The sequence below is a fragment of the Photobacterium alginatilyticum genome (genome assembly GCF_009910675.1).
GTDB lineage: Bacteria > Pseudomonadota > Gammaproteobacteria > Enterobacterales > Vibrionaceae > Photobacterium > Photobacterium alginatilyticum.
In genome coordinates, this window is sequence record NZ_RSEJ01000019.1 from 37,517 (window position 1) to 60,882 (window position 23,366).

Annotated in this window: 19 protein-coding genes; 1 reads left to right on the forward strand and 18 read right to left on the reverse strand. The window is 51.5% G+C overall.

What is annotated here, in order from left to right; translation table 11 throughout:
• Positions 1-18: 18 nt before the first annotated feature.
• The 5 genes from EIZ48_RS17590 to EIZ48_RS17610 form a co-directional block, all read right to left on the reverse strand.
• Complete coding sequence (locus EIZ48_RS17590; RefSeq protein WP_160654138.1) at positions 19-1,215, reverse strand: aspartate kinase; 1,197 nt, start codon at positions 1,213-1,215, stop codon at positions 19-21.
• A gap of 58 nt (positions 1,216-1,273) precedes the next feature.
• On the reverse strand, positions 1,274-3,898 hold the full coding sequence (alaS, locus tag EIZ48_RS17595) for an alanine--tRNA ligase (protein WP_160654141.1): 2,625 nt from the start codon (positions 3,896-3,898) through the stop codon (positions 1,274-1,276).
• Between the two features lie 265 nt (positions 3,899-4,163).
• Entirely contained in the window at positions 4,164-4,625 is a 462-nt protein-coding gene (gene recX / locus EIZ48_RS17600; RefSeq protein WP_160654144.1) for a recombination regulator RecX, read from the reverse strand.
• Positions 4,626-4,710: 85 nt separating this feature from the next.
• Complete coding sequence (recA, locus tag EIZ48_RS17605; protein WP_160654145.1) at positions 4,711-5,757, reverse strand: recombinase RecA; 1,047 nt, start codon at positions 5,755-5,757, stop codon at positions 4,711-4,713.
• A gap of 131 nt (positions 5,758-5,888) precedes the next feature.
• The gene (locus tag EIZ48_RS17610) at positions 5,889-6,380 is read right to left on the reverse strand and encodes a CinA family protein (protein ID WP_160654146.1); all 492 of its coding nucleotides are present in this window, start codon (positions 6,378-6,380) and stop codon (positions 5,889-5,891) included.
• 207 nt (positions 6,381-6,587) lie between these two features.
• On the opposite strand from EIZ48_RS17610, the gene mutS reads away from it, so the two are divergent.
• A complete protein-coding gene (gene mutS, locus EIZ48_RS17615) occupies positions 6,588-9,152 on the forward strand; it encodes a DNA mismatch repair protein MutS (RefSeq protein ID WP_160654313.1) in 2,565 nt (854 codons plus the stop codon).
• Between the two features lie 105 nt (positions 9,153-9,257).
• On the opposite strand, the gene rpoS is transcribed toward mutS, so the two are convergent.
• The 13 genes from rpoS to rlmD all read right to left on the reverse strand — a co-directional run bounded on the left by rpoS (position 9,258) and on the right by rlmD (position 23,254).
• Positions 9,258-10,244: an RNA polymerase sigma factor RpoS gene (gene rpoS / locus EIZ48_RS17620; RefSeq protein WP_075763087.1), complete on the reverse strand. Its 987-nt coding sequence runs from the start codon at positions 10,242-10,244 to the stop codon at positions 9,258-9,260.
• A gap of 56 nt (positions 10,245-10,300) precedes the next feature.
• Positions 10,301-11,167, reverse strand: a complete 867-nt coding sequence (locus tag EIZ48_RS17625; RefSeq protein ID WP_240153011.1) for a peptidoglycan DD-metalloendopeptidase family protein — start codon at positions 11,165-11,167, stop codon at positions 10,301-10,303.
• Between the two features lie 48 nt (positions 11,168-11,215).
• A complete protein-coding gene (locus EIZ48_RS17630) occupies positions 11,216-11,875 on the reverse strand; it encodes a protein-L-isoaspartate(D-aspartate) O-methyltransferase (RefSeq protein ID WP_428454166.1) in 660 nt (219 codons plus the stop codon).
• A complete protein-coding gene (gene surE, locus EIZ48_RS17635) occupies positions 11,848-12,597 on the reverse strand; it encodes a 5'/3'-nucleotidase SurE (RefSeq protein ID WP_160654150.1) in 750 nt (249 codons plus the stop codon). Before surE ends, EIZ48_RS17630 begins: the two co-directional genes overlap by 28 nt.
• Positions 12,578-13,642, reverse strand: a complete 1,065-nt coding sequence (truD, locus tag EIZ48_RS17640; protein ID WP_192928620.1) for a tRNA pseudouridine(13) synthase TruD — start codon at positions 13,640-13,642, stop codon at positions 12,578-12,580. Before truD ends, surE begins: the two co-directional genes overlap by 20 nt.
• A gap of 84 nt (positions 13,643-13,726) precedes the next feature.
• Positions 13,727-14,200 carry a 2-C-methyl-D-erythritol 2,4-cyclodiphosphate synthase gene (gene ispF, locus EIZ48_RS17645; RefSeq protein ID WP_175577503.1) on the reverse strand — a complete coding sequence of 158 codons (474 nt, stop codon included), beginning with the start codon at positions 14,198-14,200 and terminating at the stop codon, positions 13,727-13,729.
• Positions 14,201-14,205: 5 nt separating this feature from the next.
• Entirely contained in the window at positions 14,206-14,913 is a 708-nt protein-coding gene (gene ispD / locus EIZ48_RS17650) for a 2-C-methyl-D-erythritol 4-phosphate cytidylyltransferase (protein WP_160654153.1), read from the reverse strand.
• 89 nt (positions 14,914-15,002) lie between these two features.
• The gene (gene ftsB / locus EIZ48_RS17655; RefSeq protein ID WP_075763093.1) at positions 15,003-15,275 is read right to left on the reverse strand and encodes a cell division protein FtsB; all 273 of its coding nucleotides are present in this window, start codon (positions 15,273-15,275) and stop codon (positions 15,003-15,005) included.
• 250 nt (positions 15,276-15,525) lie between these two features.
• Positions 15,526-16,827: a phosphopyruvate hydratase gene (eno, locus tag EIZ48_RS17660; RefSeq protein ID WP_160654156.1), complete on the reverse strand. Its 1,302-nt coding sequence runs from the start codon at positions 16,825-16,827 to the stop codon at positions 15,526-15,528.
• Between the two features lie 80 nt (positions 16,828-16,907).
• On the reverse strand, positions 16,908-18,548 hold the full coding sequence (gene pyrG / locus EIZ48_RS17665) for a CTP synthase (protein ID WP_160654159.1): 1,641 nt from the start codon (positions 18,546-18,548) through the stop codon (positions 16,908-16,910).
• 210 nt (positions 18,549-18,758) lie between these two features.
• Entirely contained in the window at positions 18,759-19,562 is an 804-nt protein-coding gene (gene mazG, locus EIZ48_RS17670) for a nucleoside triphosphate pyrophosphohydrolase (protein ID WP_160654161.1), read from the reverse strand.
• An 81-nt stretch (positions 19,563-19,643) separates the two neighbouring features.
• Entirely contained in the window at positions 19,644-21,869 is a 2,226-nt protein-coding gene (relA, locus tag EIZ48_RS17675) for a GTP diphosphokinase (protein WP_160654164.1), read from the reverse strand.
• Positions 21,870-21,910: 41 nt separating this feature from the next.
• Positions 21,911-23,254, reverse strand: a complete 1,344-nt coding sequence (rlmD, locus tag EIZ48_RS17680; RefSeq protein WP_160654167.1) for a 23S rRNA (uracil(1939)-C(5))-methyltransferase RlmD — start codon at positions 23,252-23,254, stop codon at positions 21,911-21,913.
• Between the last annotated feature and the right edge of the window lie 112 nt (positions 23,255-23,366).

Sequence of the window (23,366 nt, forward strand, 5' to 3'; positions counted from 1 at the left end):
GGCATAAATGGTCACTGCTCAAGAAACAGCGAGAAGTGGTCGATTATCCAGACTTTCTGGCTCAACCACAAACCTTTTGTGGACGATATCTACAGCTAATTGATGATCATCCTCATTTATCAACAAAGAAAGACAATGAGCCGACCGTTTATTTTGGCGCACGCGGATGCCAGCTTCCGCCAGCACGGCACAGATATTATCTGCCAGATCAGAGACATCCTCCCCTATTACGGATAGGGTCGACACCGTCGCGATCGGGTGCATTTTATTACCCAGCACGAGCTTTAATCGTGCCAAATCTTCATTTGCTGTAACAATTTGTGTTGAATCAGCAGCAACGGCCTTACACCAGCACTGCATGCCGAACAGGTTTAGCTGCTCCTGCAACTCAGGCAGAGGCATATCGACATCAAGCAGTGTCTGCTGATTCTTTAGCGCTACCCCCACAACATTCGCTGCGGCAGAGGAATCAAAACTAACCAGCGTCCCCTTCCCCTCTTCGAACGAAGACAGGACCCTCAGTGGGACTCTATGCTGTCGAGCATATTCAACTGACTGTAATTGTAGCACTTTCGCACCGTTTCGCGCCATGGATGTCATATCATCAAAATGAACGACATCCAGGCGTCGAGCTTGCGGTACGAGTCGCGGATCGCACGTATAGACGCCGTCCACATCGGTGAAAATCTGACATTCGTCTGCGCGTAAGGCACCTGCCAGTGCAACTGCCGTGGTATCTGAGCCCCCACGGCCAAGGGTGGTTATATCCCTTTCATCATTAATGCCTTGAAAACCAGCAACTATCACTATTTGGTCTTGTTCGAGCAATTGCTGAATGTAGCTAGGGTCAATGTCAGTGATCTTCGCATCATTGTGCTGACTGCTGGTTTTAATCCCTGCCTGCCAACCCGTTAGCGATATCGCTTTATGCCCCAGCCTGTTCAACATCATTGCGAGCAAAGCCATAGAGACTTGTTCGCCCGCTGACAAGAGAACGTCAAGTTCTCGCTCTGCAGGCACAGCATCAACTTGCTGTGCAAGGCCTAGTAGACGATTTGTCTCACCAGACATGGCAGAAACAACCACAACCAGTTGCTTGCCCTCTTCTTTAGCTTTAATGACTCGTTCGGCGACAGCCTGGATACGCTCTATCGAACCTACAGACGTACCACCAAACTTTTGCACTATTAGCGAATTACGCGCAATCTGCGTCACTTTACTTCACCTTCCTGGGGCTAATACCCCGTTACCTAACTTTTTGATAAAGAGCGCCTTACAGGCGCTCAGCGATCCATGCTTGTGCCGACTCTAGCGCAGCTGGCAATGCACTTGCATCCGTACCGCCAGCTTGTGCCATATCCGGGCGACCGCCACCTTTACCACCAACTTGCAGGGCGACCATGTTAACAAGCTCTCCGGCCTTCACTTTACCGACAAGATCCTTGGTAACACCTGCAATCAAACCAACTTTGTCGCCATTGACGTTACCCAATACAACGATACCGCTGCCCATCTGGTTTTTCAGCTCATCAACCATACCGCGCAGGGCTTTGTTGTCAGCGCCGTCTAGCTTGGAAATCAAGACTTTGACACCGTTGATGTCTTGCGCCTGATTGATAAGACCGGCACTTTCCTGCGCTGCCAGCTTATCTTTCAGTTGCTGAATTTCTTTCTCTAACTGCTTGCTATGTGCAACCAGTACACTTACTTTGGTTGCTACTGATGCCGCATCAGACTTCACCAGCGCCGCGGTTTCAGACAGCAGCGCTTCTTGCTTATGCAGTGCCTCGATAGCCGCTTCACCCGTTACCGCTTCAATACGGCGGATACCGGCAGCGATACCACCTTCAGAGACAATTTTGAACAGGCCGATATCACCGGTATTGTTGGCGTGAATACCGCCACACAGCTCAGTCGAAAACTCGCCCATGCTCAGCACGCGAACTTCATCGTCGTACTTCTCGCCAAACAGTGCCATCGCCCCTTTTTCTTTTGCCGCCTCGATATCCATAATGTTGGTATCGATAGAATGGTTCAGGCGGATCTGCTCGTTCACAACACGCTCGATTTCACGTAGCTGCTCAGGCTTCACGGCTTCCAGGTTCGAGAAGTCAAAACGCAAGGACTCAGGCTTAACCAGCGAGCCCTTCTGCGCAACATGCTCGCCCAGAAGATTGCGAAGTGCCGCATGCAACAGGTGCGTTGCCGAGTGGTTCAGGCTGATTGCCGCGCGACGCGCCGCATCGACTGTCGCTGTCAGCTTATCGCCCACTTTCAGCGCGCCTTCCGCCAGCGTACCTTTGTGACCGATAGCATCACCGAACTTCTGGGTATCAGCTACGTCAAACTGGATACCAGCCGCTGTCATGACGCCGGTATCACCGCACTGACCACCTGATTCGGCATAGAAAGGCGTATTGTTCATCACCACCAGCGCTTCTTCACCGGCACTGATGCTGTCCACGGCTTCACCGCCGCGATACAGGGCAACCACCTCGCCTTCACCGTCGGTACCTGTGTAACCACAGAACTCGGTGCTGGCGTCTACCTTAATCGCTTCGTTATAGTCAACCCCGAACTGACCCGCTTCACGGGCACGCTGGCGCTGGGCTTCCATTGCATTATTGAAGCCTTCTTCATCGATAGAGAAGCCACGCTCACGAGCAACGTCATTGGTCAAATCAGCCGGGAAACCATAGGTGTCATACAGCTTGAATACCGTCTCGCCGTCCAGTACTTTGCCGTCTAGGCTATCGAGCGCGTCGTTCAAAATTGTCATACCACGGTCAAGAGTACGGCCGAAGTTGTCTTCCTCGATCTTCAGTACTTTTTCAACCATCGCCTGCTGTTTCTTCAGTTCTTCACCGGCTGTACCCATGATCTCTGCCAGCGGGCCAACAAGCTTATAGAAGAAGGCGCCCTGGGCACCCAGCTTGTTACCATGACGAACAGCACGACGGATAATGCGGCGCAGTACGTAACCACGACCTTCATTTGACGGCATTACGCCATCGACAATCAGGTAGGCACATGAACGAATATGATCGGCAACTACTCGTAGCGACTGGTTCGACAGGTCTTCATAGCCAATCACGTCGGCGGCTTTTTTAATAAGGGTCTGGAAAATATCAATCTCGTAGTTCGAGTGTACGCCCTGCATGATCGCGGCAATACGCTCGATCCCCATACCGGTATCTACCGACGGCTTAGGTAGCGGCTCCATGGTACCGTCAGCCTGACGGTTGAACTGCATGAAAACGTTGTTCCAGATCTCAATGAAACGGTCACCGTCTTCTTCCGGAGTGCCCGGACGGCCGCCCCAGATATGCTCGCCGTGATCGTAGAAGATTTCGGTACACGGGCCACAAGGGCCGGTATCACCCATCTGCCAGAAGTTGTCTGACTCATAAGGCTTGCCGCCTTTCTTGTCGCCGATACGCACGATGCGATCTGCCGGGATCCCCATCTCTTTGTTCCAGATGGCGAATGCCTCGTCATCGGTCTCGTAGACAGTCACCAGCAGGCGGTCCTGAGGAAGCTTAAGCACGTCGGTCAGAAACTCCCACGCGTACTTGATCGCGTCTTGTTTGAAGTAGTCACCGAAGCTGAAGTTACCCAGCATTTCGAAAAAAGTATGGTGACGGGCGGTAAAGCCGACATTTTCTAGGTCATTGTGCTTACCACCGGCACGTACACAGCGCTGAGCTGTTGTCGCTCGAGTGTAGCTGCGCTTTTCCAGACCTAAAAATGTATCTTTAAATTGGTTCATACCTGCGTTGGTAAACAACAGTGTTGGGTCGTTAGCAGGTACAAGAGAAGAGCTTTCTACGATCTGGTGACCTTTGCTCTCAAAAAACGCAAGAAACGCACGGCGAATCTCATCAGTGCTCATGTACATTGGCAAATCCTGAATAAATGCTTTTATAAACCGAAAAATCGCACTTAAGCGATGATGTAACTGCTTTGAATATGCATCCGGGCCACACGGCTCGACGCTTATGTCAGCAGGCTTTAATCGAACTAAGATAAATTCTTTGGCGGCTATTGTAAAACAACGGCAGGCGCTACGGGAAATGTTATGTTAAGAATTAACGCAATTTATATAGGGTAGTGCTGCCAAGCCAGACCTGTTGGCAGCAAGAGGCTAGTTGAGACTGGTGAGGTTATTCGTCGTCATCGGTATCCAATGCGTATTTGATCTGCTCGAAATCAAAGCCACGGTACTGCATAAAGCGAAAACGGCGGGCTTTTTCCTTGGGGGTGTCCATCTCGCTATTACCAAACTTGCGCCGGGCGACTTCACGGGCTTGCTCATACCAGTCCGTATCATTTTCTTCGAAGATCTGGCTGACAATGGTACCGTGCACCCCCTTCATCTTCATTTCCTGCTTGATCCGCAGCTCCCCCCATCCCTTGGCAATGCCGTTGCGCATCATCATGCCCGCGTAGCGAGCATCATCAAGCCAGTTGTAATCCTGACAAAAATCAATCGCCTCGGTAATATCTGACTCGCAATAGCCACGCGTCTTTAATTTCTGTCGCAGCTCTTTCTCGGCATGGTCCCGGCGTGACAGGTAACCGATAGCCGCCTCTTTGGCGCTTTGCTTTGGTGCTTGCTTTTTCATTGCTCTCAGGCCTTACATAGACAAAACGGGCCGAGTACTCGCGTACCGGGCCCGTTGCTGTCAAGATTCTAGATGATCAGAGTGTTTAGAATGCCTGATCTTTCTCAGCATCTTTCTCTTCTGCCGCATCTTCCTGCTCGACTGGTGTCGTTAGCAGTAGTTCACGCAGTTTCTTATCAAGCTCTTCGGCAATCTCTGGGTGCTCAGCCAGGAATTTACAGGCATTTGCCTTACCCTGGCCAATCTTGTCACCCTGATAGCTGTACCAGGCACCCGCCTTTTCAACCATCTTGTTCTTCACGCCAAGGTCAACCAGCTCGCCCAGGCGGTTAAAGCCCTGACCATAAAGGATTTGGGTTTCAGCCTGCTTGAACGGGGCAGCAATTTTGTTCTTAACAACCTTGATACGCGTTTCGTTACCCACAACTTCGTCACCGTCTTTGATGGCACCGGTACGGCGGATATCAAGACGAACAGAAGCGTAGAACTTCAGGGCATTACCACCTGTAGTCGTTTCCGGGTTACCGAACATCACACCAATCTTCATACGGATCTGGTTGATGAAGATACACATACAGTTTGATGCTTTCAGGTTACCGGTGATCTTACGCATCGCCTGCGACAACATACGAGCCTGCAAGCCCATGTGGCTGTCACCCATCTCACCTTCAATTTCGGCTTTTGGTGTCAGGGCGGCAACGGAGTCGACGACCAGAATATCAACCGCGCCTGAACGTGCCAGCGCATCTGCAATTTCCAGTGCCTGCTCACCGGTATCTGGCTGAGACACCAGCAGATTATCGATGTCCACACCCAGCTTCTGGGCATAGATAGGGTCAAGGGCATGCTCGGCATCGATAAATGCACATGTTTTGCCCTGCTTCTGGGCCGCGGCAATCACTTCAAGCGTCAGCGTCGTCTTACCGGATGATTCTGGACCATAGATTTCAACGATACGTCCCATTGGTAAGCCGCCTGCGCCCAGCGCGATATCAAGCGACAGGGAGCCAGTCGAAACCGTTTCAATATCCATAGTACGGTTATCGCCCAACTTCATGATGGAACCTTTACCGAACTGCTTTTCAATCTGGCCTAACGCTGCGGCAAGAGCCTTCTGTTTGTTGTCGTCCATTCGACTCTCCAACGGATGCTTAAATTAAGTACTGATAATGATGATTAGTATACTGTCTATTCATACAGTGTCTAGCACTGTATGAAAATTTTTTTGCCCGATGCCACTCTCGCGATGACATCATTTTCCGCTCAGCCCAGCAGTTGCAGGCGTTGCAACATACCTGACAGGGCTTTTTGGCAAGCTTGCTGTCTTACCGCATTGCGATCACCATCAAATAAACAGGTTTCGCACTGTATCCAGCCGGAGGTATCAGCCCAGGCAAAACACACTGTTCCGACCGGCTTATCTGGCGTCCCTCCTCCCGGACCGGCAATGCCGCTAATCGCCACACTGATCGTCGCAGCAGAATTTCTCAATGCGCCCAGTGCCATCTGCTCGGCGACAGGCTCGCTCACTGCGCCATTCGCTTCGAGCACGTCACTTCCCACACCGAGCATCTGCTGCTTCGCGTCATTGCTGTAGGTAATAAACGCACGATCAAACCAAGCTGAGCTACCGGCAATATCAGTAATAGCTGCAGACACACCGCCACCGGTGCAGGACTCTGCCGTGGTTGCGACGCCCCCGTGCCGGCTCAGAGCCGTACCAAGTTCCCGAGACAATTGCTGGATATCCGTCATCCCTTCCTCCCGTCGATAATTCCTGCCCAACCATACTCTGCCACGCCTTCGGCAGCAACTCTACCCAGCCTTCAGAGGCAAGGAAATTGTGCGCAAGAGAGCCAATTGCGACTTTGCTCCCTGAACCGATTCACGTATCCTAAGCCTCCAGAAATTTACCCGGTACGTTTTCAATTCCGGCATCAATAAGCAGGCAATATCGTGACAGTGAAAGGTTTAGAAAAGCACACCCCCATGATGCAGCAATTTTTGAGGATCAAGGCAGAAAACCCTGATGTTCTACTGTTCTATCGTATGGGCGACTTCTACGAACTATTTTTTGATGACGCCAAACAGGCCTCTCAACTGCTGGATATTTCCCTGACTAAACGCGGCTCCTCCAACGGCCAGCCGATCCCGATGGCCGGTGTTCCCTACCATGCGGTCGAAGGCTATCTCGCCAAGCTGGTCCAGCAGGGCGTATCGGTGGCGATCTGCGAGCAAATCGGCGATCCAGCCACCAGTAAAGGACCGGTCGAGCGCCAGGTAGTGCGTATCGTGACACCGGGTACGGTCAGTGACGAGGCACTGCTCAACGAGCGCCACGACAACCTGATTGCGGCGATTTACCAGAATAACGACGGGTTCGGCTATGCTACGCTGGATATTACCTCCGGCCGCTTTATGCTGACCGAACCTGAAACCGAAGAAGCCATGCAAGCCGAGCTGCAACGTACCAGCCCTGCCGAGCTGCTCTACCCTGAGGATTTTGCCCTGCCGGGCCTGCTGCAGTCGCAGAAAGGCACCCGCCGCCGTCCGGTCTGGGAATTCGATTTGGACACCGCGCGCCAACAACTGACCATGCAGTTCGGTACCCGCGATCTGGTCGGCTTCGGGGTCGAAACAGCCGAGCGCGGTCTGTGCGCTGCCGGCTGTCTGCTGCAGTATGTCAAAGATACCCAGCGTACCGCGCTACCGCATATCCGCGCGATCACCCAGGACACCAAAGATCATGCAGTGATCTTAGATGCAGCTACCCGCCGCAACCTGGAACTGACCCAGAACCTGGCTGGCGGGTTTGACAACACGCTGGCCTCGGTATTGGATCAGACCGCGACCCCAATGGGAAGCCGATTGCTCAAGCGCTGGCTGCATCAACCGATCCGCGATCCGCAGCAGCTCAATAACCGCTTTGATGCCATCGCCGCCTTTAAGGATACCGGTTTCTTTACCGATCTAGCCGGTGTCCTGCGCCACATGGGCGATCTGGAACGTATTCTGGCGCGCCTGGCCCTGCGCTCAGCCCGACCACGAGATCTGGCCCGCATGCGCACCGCCTTGCAGCATCTTCCTGAGCTGGCTGAGCTGCTGGCAGAAATCAACCAGCCGCGGATCGGCGAGCTGGCCCAGTTTGCCGCACCGATGGATGAGCTTTGCGAGCTGCTGGAACGGGCAATTATCGACAATCCGCCGGTGGTCATTCGTGACGGTGGCGTTTTAGCTCCGGGCTACAATGCCGAACTGGATGAATGGCGCGATCTGGCTGACGGCGCATCAAAATACCTTGATGAGCTTGAGGCCCACGAACGTGAACACCATGATATTGACAGCCTGAAAGTTGGCTTCAACCAGGTCCACGGCTTCTTTATTCAGGTCAGCCGCGGCCAGAGCCATCTGGTACCGAGCCATTATGTCCGCCGCCAGACACTGAAAAATGCCGAACGCTATATCATTCCCGAGCTCAAGGAGCACGAGGACAAGGTACTAAACTCCAAGTCCAAGGCGTTAGGACTAGAGAAAAAGCTGTGGGAAGAGCTGTTTGACTTGCTGCTGCCTCACCTGGAACAGCTGCAAAATGCAGCCAATGCCCTGTCTGAGCTCGACGTGCTGGCCAACCTGGCCGAGCGGGCCGATACCCTCAACTACTGCCGTCCGGAGCTCACAGCCGAGACCGGGATTGAGATCAATGCCGGCCGTCATCCTGTGGTCGAGCAAGTCCTGAGCGAACCATTTATCGCCAACCCGATTTCCCTGCATCATGATCGCCGGATGCTGATCATTACCGGGCCGAACATGGGCGGTAAGTCGACCTATATGCGCCAGACAGCACTGATCGCCCTGATGGCACATGTCGGATCGTTTGTACCGGCCGAGTCAGTCAAGATCGGACCGCTGGATCGTATTTTCACTCGTATCGGCGCTTCGGATGATCTTGCCTCCGGCCGCTCAACCTTCATGGTGGAAATGACCGAAACCGCAAACATCCTCCACAATGCAACCCAGCATAGTCTGGTATTGATGGATGAAATCGGTCGCGGTACCAGTACCTACGACGGCCTGTCGCTAGCCTGGGCCAGTGCCGAGTGGCTGGCCGAGAAAATTGCGGCCATGGCCCTGTTTGCAACCCACTACTTCGAACTGACCGAGCTGCCGTCGATGATGGAAGGACTGGCTAATGTCCACCTGGATGCTGTCGAGCACGGCGACGAGATCGCCTTTATGCATGCCGTACAGGAAGGCGCTGCCAGCAAGTCTTACGGTCTGGCAGTTGCCAGCCTGGCCGGTGTACCGAAGTCCGTGATCAAGCGTGCGAAGATCAAGCTTCAGCAACTAGAGGCCAGCGGTCACCAGCAGGCGAGCGCTCCAGCCAACATCGCGCCCAAAGCCGAACAGCAACTGAGCCTGATCCCCGAACCGAGTGAGGTGGAAGAGGCGCTGGCGAACGTCAATCCTGACGATATGACCCCGCGTCAGGCACTGGAAGAGCTCTATCGCCTGAAAGCGCTTCTGTAGCAGTGACAGAAACCGGAAAGAGAAAAGGACGCATCATGCGTCCTTTTTTGTTCTGAAGCCGGAGACTGGTGTGTTTCTCAGCAGATATCGGCTTACGTATCTTGTCTACATGTCCTGATTAAACAGCGACTCGATATTCAGCCCCTGATGCGTCAGCATATCACGCAGACGTCGCAGGCCTTCAACCTGGATCTGACGCACACGCTCACGGGTCAGACCGATTTCGCGACCAACATCTTCAAGGGTTGATGCCTCATAACCCAGCAAACCAAAGCGGCGAGCCAGCACTTCACGCTGTTTCGGGTTCAGCTCCTGCAACCAGGTCACAATCGAGGTTTTGATATCGTCATCCTGAGTCGATGTCTCCGGGCCGCCTCCTTTCTCATCCGGAATGATATCGAGCAGGGCTTTTTCCGAATCACCGCCAATTGGGTTATCAACCGAACCGACACGTTCGTTCAAACGCAGCATGCGATTAACATCATCGACAGACTTATCCAGTTTCAGGGCGATATCTTCCGCCGTCGGTTCGTGATCCAGCTTCTGGGCCAACTCACGGGCAGTACGGAGGTAAACATTCAGCTCTTTGACGACGTGGATAGGTAAACGGATAGTTCGGGTTTGGTTCATGATAGCCCGTTCAATGGTTTGACGGATCCACCATGTTGCGTAGGTAGAAAAACGGAAGCCGCGTTCCGGATCAAATTTCTCGACGGCGCGGATCAAGCCAAGGTTACCTTCCTCTACCAAATCCAGCAAAGCAAGGCCACGGTTGCTATAGCGACGGGAAATCTTCACCACCAGTCGCAGGTTACTTTCAATCATTCGCTTGCGGGCTACTTCGTCGCCACGCAATGCCCGACGGGCATACAGAACTTCTTCTTCCGCAGTCAGAAGCGGAGAAAAACCGATCTCCCCCAGGTAAAGCTGTGTCGCATCAAGGGCTTTCTGCGTGGCCCCATATTGCGAAATATCGACTTCATCACTCGTTGTTTCCGTCGATGCAGCTTTTGCCTCAACCTCTGCCGAGTCTATTTCCACATCATCAAAGTCAAAGTTCTCGATATTTGTAGCAGTATTGCTTCTACTCATAGCGCCTCCCAGATGGCGAGTTAGCAAGACATTACAACTTCACTATGCCATGTTGTCTATTTCGGCAAGTACCGAAGCGGATTAACCGACTTACCTTTGTAACGGATCTCGAAATGTAGGCGAACACTGTTGCTACCGGAGCTTCCCATTGAAGCAATCTTCTGCCCCGCTTTTACCTTCTGTTGCTCTTTGACCAGCACTTTCTCATTGTGGGCATAAGCACTGAGATAATCATCACTATGCTTAATAATCACTAGGTTGCCATAACCGCGCAGGGCGTTACCTGCATATACAACCGTTCCTCCAGCTGATGCCTTGACGGCCTGGCCTCTTTTCCCGGCAATATCTATGCCTTTGTTACCGTTTTCTGCGCTGGAGAACTTAGCAATAACGCGACCTTTTGTCGGCCATGACCAGCTGGCCACCTTGTTGCTATTATTCGCCTTACTTGTAACAACTTTGTTACTATTTGAATTTTGAGAGTACTCTTTTGTGCGAGCGTGATCAACATTTTTATTGGCTGTTTTTTGTTCGTTCGGCTTCGGTTTTGGCACCGGTTTGACCACCGGCGTTGGGGGTGGTTTAGGCTTGGCTGCATTAGTCACTGTTTTTACTGGGGGTTTGACAACAGCGACGGTGCCGGCCTTTCCGTATGCAGGAGCAACATACTTCGGTTTCCAGAGCTGGAGAGTCTGCCCCGGGTAAATAGTATAAGGAGGAGAAAGCTTATTACTGGCAATAATATCTTTTACTTCACGACCGGTTATATAAGAAATGAAATACAGAGTATCCCCTTTCTCTACCTGATAATAACTGCCACGAAAGCTTCCTCGCTTCAGGCTGTTGTAATCTTTTTCCAGACTGGTTACAGGCGCTGGTATATGGGTGCTACAGGCTGACAGCAGTAGACATGCGACTGCCATAGTCGTTACTCGCCAGTTCGATCTATTCACCATCACACCCATCGGAATTTACGCCAGCTCTCCTGCGACCAGAGGAACAAAACGAACTGCCTCAATGTCCTGGGAAAGGTATTGCTCACCGTTACGTACAATCTGCTTCAGTACCTGATACTCGTCACCGACCGGAATGATCAGGCGACCGCCATCAGCCAGCTGAGCCAGCAACTCTACCGGGATATCATCGGCAGCAGCCGTTACGATAATCGCATCGAATGGCCCTTTGCTCGGCCAGCCGAGCCAGCCGTCACCGTGCTTGGTCGAAATATTGTGAAGATCGAGCTGCTTGAAGCGGCGCTTTGCCTGCCATTGCAAGGCTTTGATCCGCTCAACAGAAAACACATGTTCAACAATATGTGCCAATACCGCGGTCTGATAACCCGAGCCCGTCCCGATTTCCAGGATCCGGGAGCTCGGCTTCAGGTCCAGCAGCTCCGTCATTTTCGCCACAATATATGGCTGCGAGATCGTCTGTCCGCAACCAATAGGCAAGGCGTTATTCTCATAGGCTTTGTGGGATAAAGCCTCGTCGATGAACAGCTCTCTGGGAACTGCAGCCATCGCCTGCAACACGTTATCGTTACGGATACCCAGCTGATGCAAAAATGTCAGCAGACTATGTCGTTCTTCCGCATAGCGCATCCTTAATTTGTCTCCACTTGTGTTAGCCATTGTTCAATGCCGTTAATCGCATCATGTGCAGTAAGATCAACCTGTAGCGGCGTGATCGATACATGGTTGTGCTCTATAGCATAAAAATCCGTCCCCGGGCCGGCGTCCTGACATGCCCCCGGCGGGCCCAGCCAGTATATCGCCTTACCGCGCGGATCCATGGCCTTTTCCATTTTCTCGGCGCGATGGCGGGCACCCAGGCGTGTCACCTGCCAGTCACCCAGCTCGGAAAAGGGGACATCAGGAACATTGATGTTCAGTATCTTGTTGGTCGGCAACGGCTGTTCCGTCAACTTACCTACAATGTCTTTGATAACCAAGGCCGCTGTATCAAAGTGTCGCGAGCCAACCAAAGAGACAGCAATCGCCGGGACACCCAGAAAGTGACCTTCTGTCGCCGCGGCAACCGTACCGGAGTAAAGCACATCATCACCGAGATTTGCACCATGGTTAATACCGGCAACAACAATATCCGGGCGGTACTCCAGCCATTCGTTCAGCGCAAAGTGAACACAGTCTGTCGGTGTGCCTTCAACCGAGACCCGGCGCTCGCCTTCCTCGCGAATACGCAGCGGGTTATCTAACGTGAGGGAGTTCGAGGCACCTGAACGGTTCCGATCCGGTGCCACAACGGTCACCTCGCCGATCTCTTCCAGCGCTGCTGCCAGCGTATTTATTCCGTCGGCAAAGATGCCATCATCATTACTGATCAAAATTCGCATGGTCGCCATCCTCTAGCTCACGCTCAATCATTAGTTCACGCACCACGGCAGTCGCGAAACAGCCAGCCGGCAACGAAAACGACACAGTCAGATCATTACCATCCTGCTGCCACTCCATCTGCAGGGGTTTTAACAACAAGGTGCGACGCTCATGACGCATCCGGTTATCACGGATCAGCTTAAGCAACAGCGGCTCCTGCTCAACAACGGCCATCTCAAACGCCTCGGCATCAGCGGTAGTTGGCAGGGCATTATCCCCCATCATCGGAGCAGTGATGGCCATACTGCCGTCATCTACCTGCTGCTGCAGCTCGGCAGAGACCGACTCAACAATCTGACCACGCTCGTCACCGTCCTGCTGCAGGCTATCGCCCGCCAGCAAGGTATGTACCTTGCCTTGTTCGATACGGGCTGAGAGCACCATATTAAACAACCAGGAGCGTGCTGCAGACAAATAGAAGCTGCGCTTGCTCTTGTCACGAACGCGGAATTCGTCATTGCCCCAGCTGCGCGCCTTAACCACATTATTACCGTTGTGGCCAAACCGTTGCTCGCCAAAATAGTTAGGCACCCCATGCAGGTTAACCTGCTCCAGACGGGTGATGACATCCTGCGGCATGTCCAAGTCAGTCAGGCGCAGTTGAAACCAGTTGCCGACAAGATCACCCGGTCGTAATTTTTTATCATGGCGGGCTGTTTCCAGCACCTCGACGCCAGGGTGTTCGGCAACAAACTGCGTCAAGTCAGGATCCGGCTTGCCCGGCAGATGGACACTTAGCCACTGCTCGGTCACGGCATGGCGATCTTTCAAACCAGCCCAGCTGACATCCCGGGACTTAACTCCGCAGGCCTTGGCCAGTTCATTGACAACATATTTGGTGTTCTCACCCGTTTTGCGGACTTTCACCATAAAATGTTCACCGCTTCCGGCAAAATCAAAGCCTAAATTTTCTTTAACCACAAAATGTTCAGGCAGGACTTTGATTCGCCCCTGGCAACCAGGCTTACCGTATAACCAGTTAAAATTGTCCATTACGTTAGACATAAATACACCGTTTGTTAGCGGCAAAACACTTGCCGCGAAACCTGCTGCTAACTTGCAGACAAAACGAGCAGCAGGGAAATAGTCTTATTGTTTGTTAAGGAGGACAACCGCCTCACAAGCAATCCCTTCTTTACGCCCGGTAAAACCCAGACGCTCTGAAGTCGTTGCCTTTACATTAATATTATCAATCTCTGTTTCCAGATCATCGGCTATGGTCTGACACATCGCCTCAATGTAAGGCGCCATCTTCGGTGCCTGGGCAATAATCGTGACGTCCAGGTTACCCAGGCGATAGCCCTTCGCCTTCACTTTACTATAGACATCCCGCAGCAGAAAACGGCTATCGGCCCCTTCCCACTCGGCATCGGTATCGGGAAAATGACGGCCAATATCACCGGCGCCGATCGCCCCAAGCAAGGCGTCACAAACCGCATGCAAGGCCACATCCCCGTCAGAATGCGCGATCAGCCCCTGCTCATAGGGGATTGCCACACCGCCAATGATCACCGGCCCTTCACCACCAAACTTGTGTACATCAAAACCGTGTCCAATTCGCATCATGGCTAATCCTTCGTTATTTGCTGTAAATAAAAACCGGCCAGAGCCAGATCCTCGGGCTGGGTCACTTTCAGGTTATCAGCCCGCCCTTTTACTAATTGCGGCACATATCCGCAAAACTCAAGGGCCGATGCCTCATCGGTGATCACTGCCCCCTTCTCCAGCGCATACCGGAGCGAGTCGCGGAGTTGTCTGACCTTGAACATCTGCGGCGTCAGGGCATGCCAGAGGTTCTCGCGATCCACGGTTTCGCGTATCCCCTGCTGGTTATCACCGGCAAGCACCACACCACGCTTCATCGTATCCCGTACCGGTGCCGCCAGAATGGCACCGCTCTCGCTCTGCAGCGCGGCATTAATCAAACGATCCAGATCGGCGAGCTGCAGGCAAGGCCGGGCGGCATCATGAACCAGCACCCAGCTGTCTTCATCGTCAATCGCTGCCAGCCCGGCAAACACCGAATCAGCCCGTTCCGCCCCGCCGTCGACACGAGTGATCCGCGGGTCATGTGCCAGCGGCAGCGCCTCGAAGTAGGGATCACTATTGCTGATCACAATGATCACGCGCTCTATTGCCGGATGGCAAAACAAACGATCAATGGTGTGTTCTAAAATTGTCTTTCCTGCTATCTGCAGGTATTGCTTCGGACGGTCTGCTGCCATTCGGCTGCCAACTCCAGCAGCAGGTACAACTGCGGTGATCTTTTCGGTCATGAGTAAGGTATTTACGCTCAGAGTTAAAGTAATATCAGTTACATTATCAATGCCAATGCCTGCGTTCAGGCGTATTGAGCAAGGCGGGGCTATTCACCCACAATTCGAAAGAAGGTCTCTCCCGGCTTTATCATGCCAAGCTCATTGCGCGCCCGCTCTTCGACAGCTTCCTGACCGCGATGGAGATCATGAATTTCAGCATACATTTGCTGATTCCGCTGCTTTAGCTCGGCATTGGCCTGCTGCTGGATGGCAACATTATCTCTTGCAGCCAAATAATCCATCATGCCATTTTTACCAAGCCAAAAATCATACTGAAGCCAGCACAGTACCGCCAGCAGCAAGACAGTTAACAAGCGCATGCCGCTCCCCGTTATTTCATGCAATTAGTTCAGTGACGGCAATTTTCCTAACTAATAGTACTTATTTACGCCAGATAGAATAGCGCAATTAGTTAATAAAATTGCAATGGAGTAATAATCCCATAAAGCGCAAGATGTGACTAGCGCCGAATGCCAAACTCATCATGTATTCGGACATAAAAAAACCGCCTCACGAGGAGGCGGTTCGATAACTCAGAGTGATAGCTTCACTCCAAAGGCAAGCTAATGATTAAGCTTGGCCCTTAACTTCTTTAAGACCGTTGAAAGGTGCTTTTTCACCTAGCGCTTCTTCGATACGAATTAGCTGGTTGTACTTAGCAACACGGTCAGAACGGCTCATAGAACCAGTCTTGATCTGGCCAGCAGCAGTACCTACCGCTAGGTCAGCGATAGTTGCATCTTCAGTTTCACCAGAACGGTGAGAGATAACAGCTGTGTAGCCTGCGTCTTTAGCCATCTTGATAGCAGCCAGAGTTTCAGTTAGAGAACCGATCTGGTTGAACTTGATAAGGATAGAGTTAGCAACGCCTTTCTCGATACCTTCAGCTAGGATCTTAGTGTTTGTAACGAACAGGTCGTCACCAACTAGCTGAAGCTTGTCACCTAGAAGTTCAGTCTGGTGCTTGAAGCCAGCCCAGTCAGACTCGTCCAGACCGTCTTCGATAGAAACGATTGGGTACTGGTTAGCAAGGTCTTGTAGGTAGAAGTTAAACTCTTCAGAAGAGAAGATTTTGCCTTCGCCTTTCATGTTGTAGTTGCCAGCTTCTTTGTCGTAGAACTCAGATGCAGCACAGTCCATTGCTAGAGTAACGTCAGTACCTAGTACGTAACCTGCAGCTTCAACCGCTTCTTTGATTGCAGCAAGTGCAGCAGCGTTTGATTCTAGGTTAGGAGCGAAACCACCTTCGTCACCAACAGCAGTGCTTAGGCCTTTAGCCTTAAGAACTTTAGCTAGGTTGTGGAATACTTCAGCACCGATACGTAGACCTTCTTTCAGAGTCTTCGCGCCAACTGGCTGAATCATGAACTCCTGGATGTCAACGTTGTTGTCAGCGTGCTCACCACCGTTGATGATGTTCATCATTGGTAGAGGCATAGAGAACTGACCAGCAGTACCGTTTAGCTCAGCGATGTGCTCGTAAAGAGGCATGCCTTTAGCCGCTGCAGCAGCTTTAGCATTCGCTAGAGAAACAGCTAGGATAGCGTTAGCACCAAAGTTAGACTTGTTTTCAGTACCGTCTAGGTCGATCATCACCTGATCGATTGCAGCTTGGTCTTTCGCATCTTTACCAACAAGAGCTTCAGCGATAGCACCGTTCACAGCTTCAACAGCTTTAAGAACGCCTTTACCTAGGAAACGAGACTTGTCGCCGTCACGTAGCTCAAGAGCTTCACGAGAACCAGTTGATGCGCCAGATGGAGCAGCAGCCATACCTACGAAACCGCCTTCTAGGTGAACTTCAGCTTCAACAGTTGGGTTACCACGTGAATCGATAATTTCACGACCTAGAACTTTAACGATCTTAGACATTATGTTTCCTCTTGCTTTATCTTCAATTTAAAAGCTAAAAAAATAGCTGCAGCCATAACCGCTACAGCTATCCGTAATCCTTACTTATTCAGTTCACCACGCTGGTTTGCACCAGCCGCTTTCACAAAGCCTTCGAACAGCGGGTGACCATCGCGAGGCGTTGAGGTGAACTCAGGGTGGAACTGAGCAGCCACAAACCATGGGTGGTTAGGGATCTCGATAATTTCCACCAGCTTCTTGTCTGCAGATAGACCAGAAATCTTCAGACCTGCCTTCTCAAGTTTCGGCAGCAGGTTGTTGTTTACTTCATAGCGGTGACGGTGACGTTCGTGAACGGTTGCATCACCGTATAGTTCACGTGCTTTTGAACCGTCCGCCAGGTGACATAGCTGAGAACCAAGGCGCATGGTTCCGCCTAGATCCGAGTTTTCAGTACGCTCTTCAACTTTACCTTCACCGTCAACCCACTCCGTGATTAGGCCAACAACCGGGTTCTTCGTTTCTGCATCGAACTCTGTTGAGTGCGCGCCTTTAAGACCCGCAACGTTACGTGCAAACTCAATCAGTGCCACTTGCATACCCAGACAGATACCCAGGTATGGTATTTTGTTTTCACGGGCGTATTGTGCAGTCAGGATTTTGCCTTCTACACCACGACCGCCGAAACCACCAGGAACCAGAATAGCATCAAGCCCCTGAAGCGCTTCTGCGCCTTTAGACTCAACGTCCTGAGAGTCAACGTACTTGATCTTCACAGACAGGCGGTTTTTCAGGCCTGCATGCTTTAGTGCTTCGTTGACTGACTTGTAAGCATCCGGTAGTTCGATGTACTTACCCACCATACCGATAACCACTTCAGCTGTCGGATTGGCTTCTTCGTAGATAACCTGTTCCCACTCAGTCAGATCCGCTTCTGGTGCTGTAATACCAAAACGCTGACAAACAAGATCATCCAGACCCTGGGCCTTGATAAGCTGTGGGATTTTGTAGATTGAATCTACATCTTTCATTGAGATAACGGCTTTTTCCTGCACGTTACAGAATAGCGCAATCTTCGCACGCTCGTTAGCAGGGATCATACGGTCAGAACGACATACCAGAATGTCAGGCTGAATACCGATAGAAAGCAGTTCTTTTACTGAGTGCTGTGTAGGCTTGGTTTTTACTTCACCAGCAGCTGCCAGGTAAGGAACCAGCGTCAGGTGCATAAACATCGCACGCTCGCGGCCTAGCTCTACAGCCAACTGACGGATAGCTTCCATGAACGGTAGTGATTCAATATCACCGACTGTACCGCCCACTTCCACGATAGCTACATCATGTCCTTCAGCACCAGCAATCACACGCTCTTTGATAGCGTTAGTGATGTGTGGGATAACCTGAATCGTTGCACCTAGGTAATCACCACGACGCTCTTTACGCAATACGTCCGCATAGACACGGCCAGCCGTAAAGTTGTTGCGTTTCGTCATCTTGGTACGAATGAAACGCTCGTAGTGACCTAAGTCAAGGTCGGTCTCTGCACCGTCTTCCGTAACGAATACTTCGCCGTGTTGAATTGGGCTCATTGTGCCTGGGTCAACGTTGATGTAAGGGTCTAGCTTCATCATAGTCACGTTAAGACCACGTGCTTCTAGAATAGCTGCCAGAGATGCTGCAGCAATACCTTTACCTAGTGAGGATACGACCCCGCCCGTAACAAAAATATAATTCGTTGTCATGTTTAACCTGGAAGATTGGTGTAGAGGATTAAAATGTATCTGGACGGGAAATTAGTATACCAGACACAGTTTATCGCCACAACGTGAAATCTATCACAGCATTGGCTGTTTTTTTTTGTCTCAAATCAAATATACCCAATAGCATGACTCACTTACCACAACAGCCCTGTGCATAGTTACATGGACACCATTGCCAATTAGACGAGTAAGCTAGCCTTCCCGCTTTTTCACTTTCTCCCACTCGCTATCGAGCATTTCCAGCGAACAATCGTCAAATTGCTTCCCTTGTTCTAGCACACTTTTTTCAACTTCGCGAAACCGACGCTCAAACTTTTTGTTTGCCCGCTGCAGGGCAGACTCCGGCTTGACCTTGAGGTGACGACTCAAGTTAACGACAGCAAACAGTAAATCCCCGACTTCTTCTTCGATCTTACCCTGATCTGGTGACACTTGGATGACTTCCTCCATCACCTCATCAATTTCTTCTTTCACTTTTTCGACGACCGGGCCGACCGTATTCCAGTCAAAGCCATGCTTGGCACAGCGCTTCTGGATTTTGTCAGCCCGTGTCAGCGCCGGAAGGGCCTGGGGAATATTGGCCAGAAGGCTGGTATCTTCCCCTTTCGCCGTCCGTTCCTTGGCCTTCTCAGCCTCCCAGTTGGCATTGATGGCTTCGTCATCGGCAAACTCGGCCTCGCCAAAAACATGGGGATGACGACGGATCAGCTTGTCGTTGATACCGGCAACAACCTCATCAAAATCAAACAGTCCCTGCTCTTTGCCCAGCTGGCTATAGAAAATCACCTGAAACAGTAAGTCTCCGAGCTCTTCACGCACGTCATTCCAGTCCTGCTGCTCGATGGCATCGGCAACCTCATAGGCCTCTTCGATGGTATGGGGCACGATAGAGGCAAAGTTCTGTTTGAGATCCCACGGACAGCCTTTGTTCGGGTCTCGCAATGTTGCCATTATTTCAACCAGCTGCTCGATCGGGGTGCGCTGTTTATCACTCATAGTCACTGTTCTTCTGTTCTTTAATGTCCATTAAAAAAACGGGCGGCATCAGGCCACCCGCTTTTGATATTTAGCATAACGTTAGTACAGGCGCTTGGCTTCAGCGACGTCCTTCACCTGCTCAATACGCTTGAGTACCCGGCTAAGAACTTCGAGATCCGTCAGTTCCAGGTCAAAGTCCATGATTGACATCTGCTTCTTGAAATCAATCCGGCTCTTCATGCCCGAGACCTTGACTTTCTCGTTGGCAAAGGTGTTCGTCAGCTCCTTGATCAGGCCATTACGCTCCGACGCCGTCACTCTGACCGTGATATTGTAGTTGCCGACAAAGCCGCCGCCCCACACCGTATCGATGATCCGCTCAGGCGCAACATGGCGTAACTCTTCAAGCTGTTCACAATCGCTACGGTGTACAGAAATACCCCGCCCTTGCGTTACGAAACCAATAATTTCATCACCAGGAATTGGCTGGCAACAGCGTGCAAGATGCGTCATCAGGTTATCGACCCCTTCAACGACGACGGCATCACGCTGAGGCTTCTTGCTGGTTTCAACCTTGGTACTGGCCTCGGCCAATTTCTCCAACAGCTGTTGGTCTTCCTCTTCCGCCGTCGGCTTGTTAACCAGAGCATTAATATGGTTGATCACCTGATTAATACGCAGATCACCGCTCCCGATTCCGGCATACAGTTCCACAGCAGAGTTGACGTTAAAGCGTTTTAGCGCGTAGGCCTCGGCATCCTTCAGCGTTGCACCAACCTTAGTCAGCTCTGCTTCAAGGATCTCACGTCCGGCTGCAATGTTCTTGTCGCGATCCTGCTTACGGTACCAGGCATGTACCTTGGCTCGTGCACGACTGGAAGTGACAAATCCAAGGTTAGGATTCAGCCAATCACGTGAGGGGTTTGGCTCTTTCTGGGTAATAATTTCTACCTGCTCCCCCATCTGCAAGCGATAGGTAAACGGTACAATGCGCCCTTCTACCTTGGCACCAATACAACGGTGGCCCACCTCGGAATGAATGTGGTAGGCAAAATCCAGCGGCGTTGCGTTCAGCGGCAAATCCACCACATCCCCTTTCGGGGTAAAGGCGTACACCCGGTCATCAAACACCTGGCTACGCAGCTCGTCGAGCATTTCGCCGGAATCTGACATCTCCTCCTGCCACGCGAGTAGCTTACGAAGCCAGTTTATTTTCTCGTCGTAGGCCGACTTGGCACCTCCCGATGAGCCTTCCTTGTACTTCCAGTGCGCCGCAACCCCAAGCTCGGACTCTTCGTGCATTTGCTTGGTGCGGATCTGGATCTCAATGGTCTTGCCTTCCGGCCCCAGCACGACCGTATGAATCGACTGGTAACCGTTTGGCTTGGGGTTGGCGACATAGTCATCGAATTCTTTCGGCAGATGACGGTACTTGGTATGCACAACCCCCAGGGCCGCATAGCAATCTTGTAGCTGATCCGCAATGATGCGCACCGCCCGGACGTCGAACAGTTCGTCAAAGGCCAGGTTCTTCTTCTGCATCTTGCGCCAGATGCTGTAGATGTGCTTGGGACGACCGTGCACCTCCGCCTTGATATTCGATGCTTTCATTGACTCGTCTAGATCGGAGACAAAGTGATCTATGTATTGCTCGCGGTCTATCCGGCGCTCGGAAAGCTGTTTGGCAATTTGCTTGTAGGTATGCGGGTGGTTATAGCGAAATGCGTAGTCTTCAATCTCCCACTTCAGCTGACCGATACCCAAGCGGTTGGCCAGCGGTGAGTAGATGTTGGCACACTCTTTCGCCGCCGCACGGCGAACCTCATCCGGCTCGTCTTTCACCTCACGTAAGTTACAGATACGCTCGGCCAGCTTGATCACCACGCAGCGGAAGTCATCCACCATCGACAGCAGCATACGACGGATATTATCGACCTGAGCCGACTGTGCCGCTCCTTCAGTGGTTGCATTTAACTGACCGATGGCAGCCATCTGGCCCACCCCGGTCACCATCTGCAAAATCGTATTGTTATAGTCTTCCTTCAGCTGTTCCGGATCGTAGACGCCTGCCTCGACCAACGGGAACAACAAGGCAGCGACCAGAGTATCCTTGTCCATGCTCAGGGTAACAAGGATCTCCACCATTTCGCGGCCGCGCCATAGCAATAACGACGCGGACTCTTCCTCTGACGTTAATTCGATACATCGCTGGTAAGTTTGCGTAATGCGTTTCGCCACTTTGGCGTCTTGTTGCAAACTCTCGACCCAAGATGAAAGCTCAAATGTATCATTTTCCTTTAAATGCGCACCGCGAACTGCGACCATTTCTCTATCCTGTAAGTTCTCTTGTTAATGTTGAATAAACACTACTTTTTGCTGCCCAGACTATTTTTTATAAACAGGGCCATAGACTCTAGATGCCCGGTATGCGGGAACATATCCAGCATACCCAAACGTTCCAACTGATAACCTTGCTTCAGCAACACCTGGCTGTCTCGTGCCAGCGTGGCAGGGTTGCATGAAACATACACGACCCTTTCCGGGCTCAAATTGACAACATGCTGCATGACCCCGGCGGCTCCGGCGCGTGCCGGATCAAGCAGAATTTTATTAAAATGTTCTTGCGCCCAAACCATAGAGGTAACATCCTCCTCCAGGTTGGCCTGATAGAACGAGGCATTGTTTAACTGATTTGTCAGTGCATTATCACTAGCACGATGCACCATCTCATCAACACCTTCAACACCGACCAGCGCCTTTGCCCGTTTTGCCAGTGGCAGACTAAAGTTACCCAAACCACAGAACAAATCCAACACCCGATCTGTCGGCCCGACATCCAGCCAGTCAAGAGCCTGATCGACCATCTGGCTATTCACATTCCGGTTAACCTGAATAAAGTCTTTCGGGGAAAAATACAACTTCTGGCCATCTAGCTCATAATACGGAGCCTGACCCGAAATTCTATCGATTGAATCAGATGTTGGGGCTAAATACAGAATAACATCGTATTGCTCGGCAAACTGACGCAGCAAGGTCATATCTTTGTCATTAAATGGCTGCAGGTGACGGATCAGCACGACCCTGCCATTATCTGCTTCCACCAACTCGACATGACCAAGGTGCTTTTGCCCCTTCAGCCGAGTTAACAGACTGCGTAACGGTGGTAATAGTTCATTTAATGATTGTGCCAGCACCGGACACTGCTCGACATCGACAATATCCTTGCTCTGCTTTTTGCGAAAACCGAACTGCAGCTTCCCGCCTCCCAGCCTCAGGCTAAAGCGAGAACAGCGGCGATAGTGCTTGTCATTGCCGACAATCGGTGCCGCCTGGTTGAACGCCTGCTCCCTGTCCGTGGTCGCAAACTTACTCATCAGCTCGCTCAATGCCTGCTGCTTGGCCTCAACCTGTCCTGAATGGGACAAATGTTGCAAGTTGCACCCGCCACACTGGTCATAGATAGGACAATGCGGTTTAATACGTGCCTGACTGTCAGCCAGACGTTTTATGACCTTGGCACGCGCGAACTGCTTCTTGTCTTCGGTAAACTGAACCAACGCCTTTTCACCCGGCAACAGGCCATCAACAAAGACCGGTTTTCTGTTGATATGACCGATACCGGCGCCAAGGTGATCCAGGCGGCTAATTTCAATTTCTTTATGCTTGGTATCAGTTACTTTTCGTTTTTGAGGCTTAAAAAAGCGTGCCATAGTGTTTTGACTCACGGAGCAGATAAACCAAACTGAGTGATATTGTCGGCAGTTTGGTATTAGTTGATTGTCGAATAGCCATTGTTTCATTAAGCTAACGGCCACAGATGGA